Raw genomic sequence first — 13,775 nt, 5'->3', positions numbered from 1 at the left:
CCGGTTTGAGACAGTTTTTATGATTATTTGAGGCGAATAGCGAGCTATTCAACGAAAAGAATCATAGAAAATGGCCAAATCCGGCTTTTTCGCAGTAGGTCAGTGGTAAGTCCGACAGGCTCCTAGATAGATACACTCTTCAGTAGCGAGTTAGATAAACTCGTCTATTGCATGCAGGAGGCATGAAATGACTATTCCACTCGACAGGGCCGGTGGCGCATCAGCACCTTCTTACCTGGAGAGTAACCAGAATATTACAGGCAACCAGGGAGCCAAAGGCAAGGTTGCCGGGGAGTCTGTTTTTGTAAAAACTGATGCAACTTCTGCACTGTTGGACAATGCAGAAGAGATGACTCAAATAGCCAAACTCTTCGACAATAAAAATCTCAAAGATAGAAAACTCTCCACTGGTTCAGAGCTCACTGACAAACTTCTTGAGCGCATCAAGAAAGTACAGGCTATTCAGGAAACCCAGTCATTCAAGGATCTGGTCAATCACTTCAATAGTCAGCCCAACCTTAACCTGAATCAGGTTCTTAAACAGGCGCAAGAATTTTCAGATGACGTACTAGAGCAATTCGCTGCACTCGATTTTGCAGCAGAATACTTTGAAGCGCTGGGTGATGAAGAGAAAGCCAATCAGCTTCGAACGGCTCAACAAAGGATCAGGGAAAAGAATCCCACTTTGATACAGGCAGGCTTGAATATTTCTGAGTCAGCAGCTCAGATGATCGAAGAAATGGGTTTTGATGTCGATGTTCGTACTGTTCGTGAAAGCTACGCCGGACTCATTGACTCAATGGGGAAGATGGATCATGTTCGAGATGATGGTTCTCTGAAGAAAACCTACCGTTATCTGGCAGAAACCTATGGTGCAGAAAATCTGGAAAGTGCTATTCAAGGACAGTTAGATCTATTAGCAACCGATTTGAATTGTGTTACTCATTCCACGTCACCGGTCAGATTGAAGGTCATTATTGATGATATGAAAGGTCTGAAAATTCAGTCTGGAGTTCATGATGCCTGTTGTGAAGCAGAAGAAAGACTGGAAAGAACTTTCCCAGAAGAAAATGTTGTGCGACTTGTCCTGATGGAAGAGATGCTGGACCTCGTTGATCAGCAGTGGGTCACTGAGTCTGACTTTGAACAATTACCGTTAAAAATGAACCTGGAAAGGTTGGAACCCCAGATTTTTGCTTTGACATCGGTTGTGGATATTGTCCGATCCATTCCAGAAGAAGTATTTACCAATGATGAAACCAAGCTGAATATGTTGTCTGCGGCGACAGACAGCCTGGATAACAAAATTGAAGAAGAAGAGTCAGAAGCTATCGAAGAGGCTGCTATGGATGCTGAGCTGGGTGATAGTTTCCTTGGCGAAATTACAGACTCTCTTGACTTGCCATCAACTAAAAAGATTGAAACCCCCTTCATGGCTTCAGAAAAAGAGGATAAGTCTTTGGAGCCTTCATTGAGCAAGACTACAGCATCCAAACCTCAAGTTGAGCCAAAATCCAGTGAAGTATTGCCAAAAGCTTCTCCCAGGGCAGGAAGTGCAGATTACATTATTGCCAAGTTTATGGGTGAGTTACCGAATGACACTTATGATGACCCGTTGAATGTGTTTGATGATGTCAGGGCATTGTCAGGCAATAAGCCCGAGCTGGAGAAGCTTCTGGGCGAAATACCTAAATTAAAATCGATCGATCCGCGTTTGACGGAGTTTGCGGAGAAGGCGGAAGAATTTATCAAACCTCTTCTTGCCCCTGCTGACGGAGTACAGGGGGTATCAGGTGATAGTGGACAGGGTGTCACTGTAAAGGGGGGCTAGCATGAGGGTCGAAGACTATGGATTGGCGAGATGAAGTGATCTCGGACATTGGCCGGGGCATGGGGATTGAAGGTCTCAATTTTGGCGCGTCGGGTGTTATTAGTATTGAGTTTGAATCAGAAAGGACACTCTATCTTGAGACGCAGGAAGATGGAGTATTGATTTATCTGGTACAGGGGTTGTCCAGATTCGATGCAGTCAAAAGTCTTGTTCATGCGCTCAGGCAGTGTCACTACACAAAGTCACTTTTGCTGCCCCTTCAGGCAGGACTGAAGGGTGAGGAAGAACTGGTTTGGCTGATTTATCTGCAAAATGAACAGTTCACTCAACCCACAATTGAAAGTTCAATCGAAACATTAATAAGACAATCCGAGCAGCTTGCTGCTGCTTAAGGTTGCAAGGGGGGCAGGCATAATGCCTGCTGAAAACTTTGACCAACTCAAGAGGTCTGTTGTATGGCCGAAAATATAATCAACTCAGAAGGCCTGACAGAGAAAGCGCTTGAATCTGCCGAAACGTTTGCTGTTCCAGAGAAAGTGGACGCAGATGCGGCAGAAAAATTTGGCAGTTTGCTTTCAGGTGATGCCGATGGGCAGCAGGCCATAGAAGCTGCTTCAGCGGTTGAACAGTCAGAAGGAGAAGCCCTGACTCTCGGAGATAAGATTCTCAGAGGTATGCAGGGTTTGAGAGAGCATGTTGAAGCAGGTAAGGAGAACGTTGTTTCTAACCTGCAGCCTGGTGAAACCATGACCATGCAGGACATGTTTAAAACCCAGATGGCCATGACCAACCTGATGGTCACCGAGGATTACATAGGGAAGATCGTCAGTAAGAGTACCCAGACGTTTGATACTCTGCTGCGAAATCAGTAATTCCTGATGGACTCCTGAAGAAGGTGCACAGCTGGCTGGTTATTTTGGATCCAGAATTACAGCCGGAGTCGCCTGCTAATGAGCAAGGGAACTGTGCACCGTACTCTAAAATACCTGGGAGTTATCTGCTTCAGCTTCCTGCTGTCCGGGTGTCAGGTAGAGCTCTACTCAGGTCTTACAGAAAAAGAAGGCAATGACATGCTCGCTATCCTGCTGGATGGGGGTATTCCTGCAGAAAAGCTTCTTAACAAAGAAAAGATGGTGACCTTGATGGTGCCATCCGACGACGTTTCAAGATCGATCAAACTGCTCCGTGGATATGGTTACCCCAAAGAAAAGTACTCCTCAATCGGCGATATTTTTCCGAAAGATGGTCTGATCTCTTCACCCACGGAAGAGAGAGCTCGTTATACCTACTCAATGTCACAAGAGCTTTCTTCTACCCTATCCATGATTGATGGGGTAATAACCGCTCGCGTTCATGTTGTTCTGCCTCAGGAACAAGACTCTCTCAGTGATGTCAACTACCCTTCCTCGGCTTCGGTGTTTATCAAGTACACCCCTGAGCTGGAATTAGCAGGCTTCATTCCAAAAGTGAAAACACTGGTGTCCAACAGTATTGAAGGTTTATCGCTGGATAAAATTACCGTTTCCCTGTTTCCTGCTACCAGAATTAATCAGGGGGGAAATGTTGCTCCCAAAATGGATTCTGTACTGTTTGTTAAAGTGAACCCTTCGTCTGCAGGCGCACTGAGAGGCGTGGTCTATGGACTCATTTTTCTCTTGATTATGGCCCTGGCCGGTTGTGCTGGGCTGTATTGGATGATGTTTATGAAAAAGGGAAAGAAAAAAGTCAGGAAGACTGAATGAACGCAGAGCAGCCAAACCTCCAGGGTGATCCTCAATTAGAATTGTTTCAGTCCGTTGCTGAATTTAACCTGTATCTTGTTCGTTTTATTCATCACAGTTGGTTAAAGACGATTAAATTATCGCCATTGGTCAAGCAGCTCAGGAAGGCGGGTAATGCGGATTATCATCTCTCCCATTTTTTACTGGAAGAGTTCGGGTTGGCCAATGACTATGATTATGAGTTCGATGAAAGGCATAAAAGAGTGGCTCTTGCAGACGAATACGCTATTCAAAAGCTCGCGCTTTATCTGGGTATAATTCTTAACGAAAATATTATAAGAAATACCATTAGAAAGCAGGAAAGGCTGCTGTTGGAGCAAGCTCTGGGTGAGGAAGCCTTTCGCTTTGCCGTAAAAAAAGCCCAGTTTTTCAGTCGAGTTGGTAGTGATCTTGGACCGAGTTTTTTAATTGACTGGGATCATCTGGATAGTTTTAAAAACTACCTTTTGCAATCCGGCTTTCAGGTAATTGGAAGGGCCTTCTCAGACAGTTCTCCAGCCTTTTTGAAAAGGCTGGAACTTAAACTTCCTGTTTCTTTTCGTGATCACATCCAGAGCACAGAAAAGTCAGATCTTGAGATTGATCAATGTAGGACATTAGTCGTTAAAACGCATAAAGAGGTGAATCGAGAATGGCGTCACCTGTTCGTCTGACTTCTGGGCAGCTGACCATTGATCCGTCAGCGAAAGTCCTTAAATCAAAAGATTATGCAGCTTATCTTGAATCTGAAGAGATTATCAAGAAAGCTCGGGAGCACGCCAGAGAGATCCTGGATCAGTCTCGTCAGGCCTATGAGAAAGAAAAGCAACGAGGCTTTGAAGAAGGGGTAACTGAAAGCAAGGTTGATCAGGCAGAGCAAATGCTAAAAGTGGTCAGTCGAACCATCAACTATCTCTCAGAGGTAGAGAAAGCCTTGGCTGATATTTTAATGTCGGGTGTTAAAAAAATAATTGGTGAATTTGATCAGGAAGAGCTCGCTGTCAACCTGGTTAAAAATGCATTACAGCATGTCAGGAATGAAAAACAGGTAACGATCCGTATACCTCCCAGCCAATTCAAAATGGTCAAAGCACGACTCAATGAGATACTGGCAGAATATAAAGGCGTAGGCTTCATTGATCTGATTCCGGATCAGCGCTTGTCTACAGGTGACTGCATTATGGAAAGTGATATTGGTGTTGTTGATGCCAGTGTCGACTTACAGATCAAGGCATTACAGAAACGTTTTGAGCGAATAAACTCTGAAGCAGTGAGTAGCATCACTAACGATCACTCTATGTTTGATGAACCCAAGTGATCGCAGTCCGCATTTAAAATATAACCATCTATACTCATTTTTTCTCAGTCCCAAGTTAGGGAAGCTTTCAGCCTTCCAGGGAAAGCTGTTTGTTATTAGACACTTTGCAGGATGGGCTGTAGCAGCACAAATCTAAACAATCAGAAAGCTGAGGTAGTCATGATTGAGCTCACTCAATCCAGGCGTTTGGGCAGTGTTTTCATACTTTCTGGTACGGCAATCGGGGCCGGAATGTTGGCCTTGCCACTGGTTTCTGCTCAGGTTGGTTTTTGGTTCATGTTGGTTCTTCTGGCCATCAATTTCCTGGTCGTTGTACTGGCTGCACTAATTACTCTTGAGGCTAACCTGTTAGTTGAACCAGGTTGCAGTCTCTATACCATGGCGGTAAGGGTTTTAGGTCGGTGGGGGCGGCTTCTTGCCATCTTGTCACCACTGTTGCTTTTTTATTCCCTGATGGCTGCTTATCTGGCCGGTGGGGGATCTCTGGTTTATCAGTATTTTGGTGATTCAACTGCAGTCAGTCCACAACTCAGTGTTATTATTTTTACTCTGTTTGCTGGCGCTTTTGTTTACTTCAGTACAAGGTCAGTAGACCTGCTCAGTCGGTTGTTATTCTCTGTGATGATGCTGGCTTTTATCGCTGCACTTTTTACTTTGTTTCCTGCTGTTGATGAAGAGAATCTGGTTTATCAATCCATTCAATGGGGGCCAGCATTGGTAGCCATTCCAGTCATCTTTACCTCATTTGGGTTTCACGGAAGCATTCCCAGCATCATTCTTTACCTTAAGTCAGATACTTGCAGAATTAGCACAGTACTGGTGTTAGGTGCTGTTGTTCCTCTGATTGTTTATATTTTATGGCTTTTAGTTGCAACAGGAGTGCTATCCAATCAGTCTTTCTCCCAGTTGACCGAGACCGGTGAATCTGCAGGAGGCCTAGTCAGAGAACTCTCTGATGCAGCAAGTGGTCAGCAGCTGAAGCTGTTTCTTCATGTATTCTCAGATCTGGCTTTGCTGACATCTTTCCTGGGGGTGTCCCTGGGGTTATTCGATTATCTGGCAAGTCTTCTGCAAAGAGAAAATAGCTGGTTTGGGCGTTTACAAACAGCATCTGTTACCTTTATTCCACCCGTTATTTTTGCCTTGTGCTACCCCGAAGGTTTTATCCTTGCTTTAGGTTATGCATCTGTCGCATTGGCCATACTGGCCATTCTTCTACCTGTGTTGATTGTGGGTAAGTTAAGAAAAGGAAAAAAACAACAGTCTGGAATTTATCGAGCTCCGGGGGGAAAGAGCAGTCTTATTTTATGTTTTTTCTTTGGGTGTTTGGTTATTTTTACACAGATTATGATTTCTTTGGAGCTTTTAGCTTGAATGAAAATAGTTCAGAAATCATGTTTTCCTACGTCTGAGTATGGGTGCGTAAAATACTCACATCTATGAGATTTAACGTGATTGCTTCAGATGTTCTTAGTGAGTACATTGGACTCATTAACTTATTAATGGGTTTGGCTGACCACTGTTCCAGCATAAATAAGTTGGGCCTTGAATAAGGCTATACTGATTTACCATGCGAGTACTGGGAATCCTTCCTGATCGATAAACAGTATCCAGACATTACCCAATAGGTTTCCTTTCCAACGATTTCACTTAACCCTGTCCGGTTATGCAGAAGGCTGCTGCCAGACTGAAAGACCGGACCTTCAGTAGAGGTTGGCATAATGCAGGTCATTAAGGCCGATGTTGCAATTGTAGGTGCTGGTGGTACTGGCCTTCGTGCAGCTATAGCTGTTGCAGAAAAAGACCCAAACCTGAAAATCGCACTGCTTTCAAAAGTATACCCAATGCGCAGTCACACTGTGGCGGCAGAAGGGGGTTCAGCTGGCGTTATTCAGGATCATGACTCTTTCGAGAATCACTTCAAGGATACCGTTTCAGGGGGTGACTGGCTCTGCGATCAGGATGCCGTCGATTACTTTGTTCAGAACTCTACTGAAGAAATGATTCGTCTGGAACACTGGGGGTGTCCCTGGAGTCGTAAACCGGATGGCGATGTGAACGTACGTCCATTTGGTGGTATGAAAATCGAAAGAACCTGGTTTGCTGCAGATAAATCCGGTTTTCATATGCTTCACACGCTCTATCAGACATCTGTCAAATATCCTTCCATTGAGCGCTTTGATGAATACTTTGCTACCGATCTGATTGTGGAAGATGGTCGTGCGCAGGGCGTGGTCGCTATTGAAGTCAAAACGGGTGAGCCAAAAGTATTCCTGGCCAAGACCGTTATTCTGGCAACGGGTGGTTCTGGTCGTGTATTCCGCTTCAACACCAATGGTGCGATTGTTACTGGTGATGGCCATGGCATGGCAATGCGAGCAGGTGCGCCGCTGAGAGATATGGAATTTGTCCAATATCACCCAACCGGTCTGCCAGGTTCAGGCATTCTGATGACCGAAGGTTGTCGAGGTGAAGGCGGTATTCTGCTCAATAAGAATGGTTATCGCTATCTTCAGGACTATGGTCTGGGACCAGAGACTCCTGTTGGCCAGCCAAAGAACAAATATATGGAGCTGGGTCCTCGCGACAAACTCTCCCAGGCTTTCTGGAATGAACAGCGCAAGGGCAACACTATAGAAACCCCTCTGGGTGACGCAGTGCTTCTGGATCTGCGACATCTGGGTGAAAAGAAACTGATGGAGCGTTTGCCTCTGATCTGTTCACTGGCGAAAAACTACGTGGGTGTTGATCCTGTTCATCAGCCTGTTCCGGTTCGTCCTGCTGTGCATTACACCATGGGTGGCATCCGTACAGATGTTAACTGCGCTTCTGATATTCCCGGTCTGTTTGCAGCAGGTGAATGTGCCAGTGTGGGAATGCACGGTGCTAACCGACTGGGTTCTAACTCTCTGGCGGAAACGGTTGTATTCGGTGCACTGGTCGGTGAGAAAGCCGCTGAATTTGCTCAGCAAGCGGTTATGTCTGATGAGAAAAAACTGCTGGATCAAGCGAAAATGCATCTTTCCAGCATCGAAAATCTGCGCAATGCCAATGGCACAGAAAAGGCTTCCCATATTCGCCATGAAATGGCGAAAACCATGGAACGCTGCTTTGGTATCTATCGAATTGGCGAAGAGATGCAGGAAGGCGTCGACAAGATTGCTGAGCTCCGTCAGCGCTTCCTTAATGTACAGGTTGAAGACCGCAGTAAGGCTTTCAATACTGAATTACTGCAGGCTTTTGAGTTGCAAAGCTCTCTGGCAGTAGCTGAAACCATGGCAGTGGGTGCACTGGAGCGTAAGGAATCTCGTGGTGCCCATCAGCGGATTGATGGTTTCGAAAAACGCGATGACGAGAACTTCCTGAAGCACTCTCTGGCTTACTACAACGGCGACGCAGCTCCCCGTATGGAATATCAGGACGTCAATATTACTCGTTATCAGCCAGAAGAGCGTGTCTATGGCGCAGCGGCTGAGAAGAAGTGACGGGAGGGCTGGAAATGAATGACAAGACAATAAACATCGAGATCCTGAGGTATAACCCGGAAAGCGATGAAAAGCCCAGCTATGGCAAGTTTGAGGTACCTTTCCTTGAAGAGTGGTCCATGCTGGACGCTCTTGAATACATCAAGGATGAACTGGACTCTACTTTGGCGTATCGCTGGTCCTGTCGTATGGCTGTTTGTGGCAGTTGCGGCATGGTTATTAACGGTACTCCGAAGCTCGGGTGTGAGACCTTCCTGAGGGATTACAAAGGCACCATCAAGGTGGAGCCTTTAGCTAACTTCCCGATTGAACGGGATCTGGTGGTGGATGCGGAAGACTTCATTAACAAGCTGGAGTCTGTGAAGCCTTACATCATTAACGCTATGGAAAAGCCGGTTGAAGAAGGTGTTACCAAACAGACGCCTAAAGAATTGAGTCTTTACAAGCAATTCTCCAGCTGCATTAACTGCATGCTTTGCTATTCAGCCTGTCCTCAGATGGGTATTAATCCACTGTTCACCGGTCCGGCTGTTATTGCATTGGGTCACCGTTACAATCTGGATACACGGGATGACGGTTATGATGAGCGTACCGAAGTGATTCAGGGTAAGAACGGTGTCTGGGCATGTACCTTTGTTGGTTATTGCTCAGAAGTCTGCCCGAAAAATGTGGATCCGGCTGCTGCCATCAACCAGAACAAGTTGCAGGGCGCTCAGGATTGGGCTTTGTCTTTCCTTATGCCGCGTAAAGGAGGTAAGTGATGAGTCGTCGTCCTTATGTGCGTCCAATGAAGCGCACCTGGTATATGGATCATCCTTTTTACCGCACCTATATGATCAGGGAAGCTACCTGTGTTTTCGATGCACTTTATTGCATCAACCTGTTCTTTGGCATACTTCAGCTGACACAGGGTGAAGAAGCCTGGCAGGGATGGCTGTCTTTTCAGGCAAATCCCCTGATGATCCTGTTCACTGTCGTGACTCTAGGGATGACTCTGTTTCATGCGGTGACTTATTTCGATATGACACCACGGGTCTTGCCTCAGCAAATTCGCAAGATGGTGGCTGATAATGTGGTCAACAAACTGATGTATGCAGGTCTGGCAGGCGTTTCTGTCATTATTCTTGCTGCAGCCGTGTTGTTTTGAGGGAGAAGGTCATGAGTCAGAAAAGACACATTGAGCCACTGCTGTGGAGTTTATTCGGAGCAGGCGGTACTACGATCGCCTTCTTCTTCCCGGCCATGATTCTGGTGATCCTGGCGGTATCTCTGGGTGCGATTCCTGCAGAAGCGTTGTCCTATGAGAGAATGTCAGACTTTTTCCTGAACAACCTGTTTGGGCAGCTTATTCTGCTGGTAGCACTGGTGCCTTCTTACTGGGCCTGTATTCACCGGATTTACCATGGTCTGCATGATCTGGGCTTTCATCCAGGAGCAGGGCTGAAGGTACTGTTTTATGGAGCTACTCTGGTATTGAGTGTGGTGACCGTGATATTGGTACTGTTCTGATTTAAATAAAATCCAGAACTAAAAAAGCCGTCAGATTTTGTCTGACGGCTTTTTTACTGGCTGAACTTTAATCACTTTTTATGGCTGACATTTCAATGCTCATTTGTCGAAGCTGTTGAGCTAATGCTTTCTGCTGATCAGATGTCAACTCTCCGTCCTGAAGCTTTAAGCCCAGTTTGTTGGCCATCTGGCTTAAAGAGAACAGGCATTCTTCTTCCATTCGCTTGGCCATATCCGGCAGAAGATCTTGTCCCAATCCACTGTTACTGAGATATTCATCTGCCCTGATCCAGGCAATGATTCTGACCGGGCTTTCAGAGGTTCCCAGTTGGCTCATGTAACCACTGATTTGTTCAAACTGTTCTTCCAGTGAAACTTCAGGATCTACCAGTTTATTGACAATATCGGCTGCCGTGAGCTGGCTGGCATAGCCCACTAACAACTTTTTGGCTTTCTCTGATTGATCTTTTGGCAAGGTTGAAATGAGTTTGTCGAGTTGATTCAAATCACCTACAAAGCGCTCCATAGATTTCTGAGCACCGACTAAATCGCCTTCTTCAAAAAACTTCAACATCATGCCCAGGTTTGCGGGTTCCAGTTTTCCTTCCGAGGGGGGGAGTTTGACACCTCGAGATAGAATCGACTTGTTTCGTGGTCCTGTCAGCGGTCTCTCTGTTGAGAGATATTTTTTCGGTTGTGCTGGATCAGAAGGCCCGGCGCCTTCATCGACAGACGGTTTGCTGGATTCAAACTGGGTTTGGGGAAGTGATTGTCCTGAGCCATCAATCTTTGACATAGTACCATTCCATGGTTTCTTGCCCGAAAAGATCTTTTCTAGCGAAAGCATCTTTTCTGATATCGCTGCCTGATTTGCAGGCAGGGCAGTATAATGAGTATCTTCTGAAAGAATAGCTCTTTTTAACGTGGAAATGCAGTATTCATTCAAGAATGAATCCCCGGTTTTCTTTAATGGCAGATGAACAGGCTGATTCCTCCATGATTGACTCCTTACCTAAAGCAGAACTTCATCTGCATATTGAAGGTACCCTGGAACCCGAAATGATGTTCTCATTGGCTGAAAGGAATCAAATCAGCCTGCCTTACAAAAGCGTTGACGAAGTTAGAAATGCGTATCAGTTTTCTAACCTAGAATCTTTTCTTGATATTTATTATGCCGGTGCACAAGTTCTGCAGACAGAGCAAGATTTCTATGATCTGACCTGGGCTTATCTGGAGCGTTGTAAAAAGGACAATGTGGTTCATACCGAAATTTTCTTTGATCCTCAAACCCATACGGACCGGGGTATTCAGTTTGGTACTGCTTTTGAGGGAATCGATGCGGCTCTGCAGGATGCTAGAAAGCAACTGGGGATTAGCAGTCACATTATCATGTGTTTTCTTCGCCATTTGAGTGCTGAAGCAGCGCTGGATACTTTTGAAATGTCCAAACCCTGGCATCAAAGGATGATAGGCGTTGGCTTGGATTCATCAGAGTTAGGCCATCCCCCAGGGAAGTTTACTGAAGTATTTAGCAAAGCCAGACAAGCCGGCTTGAAAACAGTTGCCCATGCTGGTGAAGAAGGACCGGCAGAGTATATCTGGGAAGCATTGGATGAGTTGAAAGTATCAAGAGTTGATCATGGTGTTCGGTGTCTGGAAGATGAGAGACTGGTTCAGTATCTGGTAGATAACAAGATCCCTCTGACGGTATGCCCCCTATCAAACGTCAAGCTGTGTGTATTTGACAAAATGTCAGAACATAATCTGAAGCAGATGCTGGATAGAGGGCTCTGTGTCACTGTGAATTCTGATGACCCCTCCTACTTTGGAGGCTATATCAACGATAACTTTCATGCCTGTCAGCAAGCATTAGCGTTGGATGATCAGGCTGTTTATCAGTTGATTCGAAACAGTTTCAATGCCAGTTTTCTTGAGAATACAGAACGGTCTGAGTACCTGGCTCGTCTGGATAATTTCTATAAGGAGTTAAGCAATGACTAAAACGGTGGTAGTGACCGGGGCAAACCGGGGGCTGGGCCTGGAGTATTGCAAGCAGTTTTTGGAAAAAGGTTACAAGGTCTACGCCTGTTGTCGGGCACCAGAGTCTGCAGAAGATTTGCTGAAGCTGAAGCAGCAAAACAGCGAAAAACTGGAAACTGTGCCACTGGATGTCACTAACCCTGCACAAAGAGTGAACCTGAAGTATACGCTTCAGGGGGATCAGATCGATATTCTGATCAATAATGCGGGTATATATGGCCACCGGATGAACTTTGGTGAAGTCGAGTCAGAAGAGTGGCACAAAGTAATGGAGGTCAATACTGTTGCTCCCGTGTTACTGGTACAGGAACTGGTTGGCCTGATGCCTAAGGGCGCAAAGATTATATTGATGACCAGTAAAATGGGCAGTATTGCTGATAACACCAGTGGTGGCAGTTATATCTATCGCTCTACAAAAGCTGCATTAAATGCGGTAGGTAAGAGTATGGCACTTGATCTGTCTGACAAAGGTATCAGCGTGGCGATCTGCCATCCTGGTTGGGTTCAGACTGACATGGGTGGACCCAATGCATTAATCGATACCAGGACCTCCATTAAAGGATTGATGGGTGTGGTTGAGCAGCTTGGACCAGAAAATACCGGGCAGTTCTTTAATTATGATGGCTCTGTTATTCCCTGGTAATACCATTAATTGAAACGTTCGATCTTTGCCTCAGTATCAGGCTGAGGCAAGTTCACCATTACGATCCCAGTCTTTCTACTGGCTCAGTTTTCCGGGTTTATGCCAGCTGTTTTATGATTCAGTAGAGTCTGTATTTCCCTCTCAAGGCTTTATGAAAGGGCTAAACTTCCATTGAATCAGGCAACCTTCATATTTCCGGGGCTGAACGCCATGTCGACTCCTTTTGCTTCATCTGCTGACCTTACTGCTAAGACAGTGACCTTCGAGGCCATTGCTGAGGGTATCTATGCGTTTACAGCAGAAGGTGACCCTAACACCGGTGTGGTTGTGGGTGAGCGGAGTGTTCTGGTCTTTGATGCTCAGGCGACACCAGGTCTGGCTGAAAATGTGCTTTCAGCCATCAGGGATATCACTTCATTGCCTGTCCATTATGTCGTGCTTAGCCACTATCATGCAGTTCGAACCCTTGGGGCTTCTGCTTTTTCAAAAGCCAGAGTCGTCGCGAGTCATGGCACAGATCAGCTGATCAGTGAACGGGGGATGCAGGATATGGAGTCAGAGCTAAGGCGTTTCCCGAGGTTATTTGAAGGTGCAGAACGAATCTCCGGGCTGACCCATCCGGAGATTTTATTCGAAGAATCTCTGACCATTGACCTGGGAGGTCGGAGAGTTGAGGTGATTCATCCCGGTGCAGGTCATACCGGAGGCGATACGGTTCTATGGATCCCCGATGAGAAAGTACTATTTGCCGGGGATCTGGTAGAGAACGGAGCAACACCCTATTGTGGAGATGCCTATCTTCATCAATGGCCAGCCACCTTATCAAGATTGACCGATCTTGAACCTGAAAGGCTGGTACCGGGTAGAGGAAGTGTTTTGAAGAGCAGTGAAGCTGCCCAGCAGGCCATTGAGTCAACCCGGCGCTACGTCTCAAGGTTGCTGCTTTATGCCTCTGAAGCCGTTGACCAGAAAATGGGTTTAGCTGCAGTCTATCGCTATATCCGAAAGAAAATGGATCAGGATTATGCTAGTTGGGTGATCTATGAGCACTGTATGCCGTTTAATGTCAGCAGAGCTTTCGATGAAGCTTCTGATACTCTGCATCCGGAGATATGGACCAGTGAGAGAGATCAGAAAATGTGGGAGTGGCTGGAAGGGTAGGCACTGCCTTGTCAGGCAGTGCCAGGAA

The 13,775-nt window shown here is 46.0% G+C and carries 15 protein-coding genes; 14 read left to right on the top strand and 1 reads right to left on the bottom strand.

Features of this window, described 5'->3' with window-relative positions; all coding sequences use genetic code 11:
• Positions 1–187: 187 nt before the first annotated feature.
• The 11 genes from ACR2PX_RS27430 to frdD all read left to right on the top strand — a co-directional run bounded on the left by ACR2PX_RS27430 (position 188) and on the right by frdD (position 9,903).
• Positions 188–1,831: a TyeA family type III secretion system gatekeeper subunit gene (locus ACR2PX_RS27430; RefSeq protein WP_434002543.1), complete on the top strand. Its 1,644-nt coding sequence runs from the start codon at positions 188–190 to the stop codon at positions 1,829–1,831.
• A gap of 17 nt (positions 1,832–1,848) precedes the next feature.
• Positions 1,849–2,223 (top strand): type III secretion chaperone SycN, encoded by a 375-nt coding sequence (gene sycN / locus ACR2PX_RS27425; protein ID WP_434002542.1) that lies wholly within the window; start codon positions 1,849–1,851, stop codon positions 2,221–2,223.
• A gap of 63 nt (positions 2,224–2,286) precedes the next feature.
• A complete protein-coding gene (locus ACR2PX_RS27420; RefSeq protein ID WP_434002541.1) occupies positions 2,287–2,703 on the top strand; it encodes an EscI/YscI/HrpB family type III secretion system inner rod protein in 417 nt (138 codons plus the stop codon).
• 78 nt (positions 2,704–2,781) lie between these two features.
• Positions 2,782–3,573 (top strand): type III secretion system inner membrane ring lipoprotein SctJ, encoded by a 792-nt coding sequence (gene sctJ / locus ACR2PX_RS27415; protein WP_434002540.1) that lies wholly within the window; start codon positions 2,782–2,784, stop codon positions 3,571–3,573.
• Positions 3,570–4,265, top strand: coding sequence for a SctK family type III secretion system sorting platform protein (locus ACR2PX_RS27410; RefSeq protein ID WP_434002539.1), 696 nt, complete (start codon positions 3,570–3,572; stop codon positions 4,263–4,265). The genes sctJ and ACR2PX_RS27410 overlap by 4 nt, the downstream gene beginning before the upstream one ends.
• Positions 4,244–4,909: an HrpE/YscL family type III secretion apparatus protein gene (locus ACR2PX_RS27405; protein ID WP_434002538.1), complete on the top strand. Its 666-nt coding sequence runs from the start codon at positions 4,244–4,246 to the stop codon at positions 4,907–4,909. The genes ACR2PX_RS27410 and ACR2PX_RS27405 overlap by 22 nt, the downstream gene beginning before the upstream one ends.
• Before the next feature lie 159 nt (positions 4,910–5,068).
• Positions 5,069–6,283: an aromatic amino acid transport family protein gene (locus ACR2PX_RS27400; RefSeq protein WP_434002537.1), complete on the top strand. Its 1,215-nt coding sequence runs from the start codon at positions 5,069–5,071 to the stop codon at positions 6,281–6,283.
• Positions 6,284–6,630: 347 nt separating this feature from the next.
• Positions 6,631–8,394 carry a fumarate reductase (quinol) flavoprotein subunit gene (gene frdA, locus ACR2PX_RS27395; protein WP_434002536.1) on the top strand — a complete coding sequence of 588 codons (1,764 nt, stop codon included), beginning with the start codon at positions 6,631–6,633 and terminating at the stop codon, positions 8,392–8,394.
• 14 nt (positions 8,395–8,408) lie between these two features.
• Positions 8,409–9,155, top strand: coding sequence for a succinate dehydrogenase/fumarate reductase iron-sulfur subunit (locus ACR2PX_RS27390; RefSeq protein ID WP_434002535.1), 747 nt, complete (start codon positions 8,409–8,411; stop codon positions 9,153–9,155).
• Positions 9,155–9,541 (top strand): hypothetical protein, encoded by a 387-nt coding sequence (locus ACR2PX_RS27385; protein ID WP_434002534.1) that lies wholly within the window; start codon positions 9,155–9,157, stop codon positions 9,539–9,541. The genes ACR2PX_RS27390 and ACR2PX_RS27385 overlap by 1 nt, the downstream gene beginning before the upstream one ends.
• A gap of 11 nt (positions 9,542–9,552) precedes the next feature.
• Positions 9,553–9,903: a fumarate reductase subunit FrdD gene (gene frdD, locus ACR2PX_RS27380; protein WP_434002533.1), complete on the top strand. Its 351-nt coding sequence runs from the start codon at positions 9,553–9,555 to the stop codon at positions 9,901–9,903.
• Between the two features lie 67 nt (positions 9,904–9,970).
• On the opposite strand, the gene ACR2PX_RS27375 is transcribed toward frdD, so the two are convergent.
• Entirely contained in the window at positions 9,971–10,699 is a 729-nt protein-coding gene (locus ACR2PX_RS27375; protein ID WP_434002532.1) for a hypothetical protein, read from the bottom strand.
• Between the two features lie 173 nt (positions 10,700–10,872).
• Between ACR2PX_RS27375 and ACR2PX_RS27370 the strand changes: the two genes are divergently transcribed.
• From ACR2PX_RS27370 to ACR2PX_RS27360, 3 genes are all read left to right on the top strand, one after another.
• Positions 10,873–11,904 carry an adenosine deaminase gene (locus ACR2PX_RS27370; RefSeq protein WP_434002531.1) on the top strand — a complete coding sequence of 344 codons (1,032 nt, stop codon included), beginning with the start codon at positions 10,873–10,875 and terminating at the stop codon, positions 11,902–11,904.
• A complete protein-coding gene (locus ACR2PX_RS27365; protein WP_434002530.1) occupies positions 11,897–12,586 on the top strand; it encodes an SDR family oxidoreductase in 690 nt (229 codons plus the stop codon). The genes ACR2PX_RS27370 and ACR2PX_RS27365 overlap by 8 nt, the downstream gene beginning before the upstream one ends.
• Positions 12,587–12,796: 210 nt before the next feature.
• Entirely contained in the window at positions 12,797–13,747 is a 951-nt protein-coding gene (locus ACR2PX_RS27360) for an MBL fold metallo-hydrolase (protein WP_434002529.1), read from the top strand.
• Positions 13,748–13,775: the final 28 nt, after the last annotated feature.

The organism is Endozoicomonas sp., from assembly GCF_051008435.1.
Taxonomy (GTDB): domain Bacteria; phylum Pseudomonadota; class Gammaproteobacteria; order Pseudomonadales; family Endozoicomonadaceae; genus Endozoicomonas_A.
This window is presented reverse-complemented; position numbering and strand designations above follow the sequence as displayed.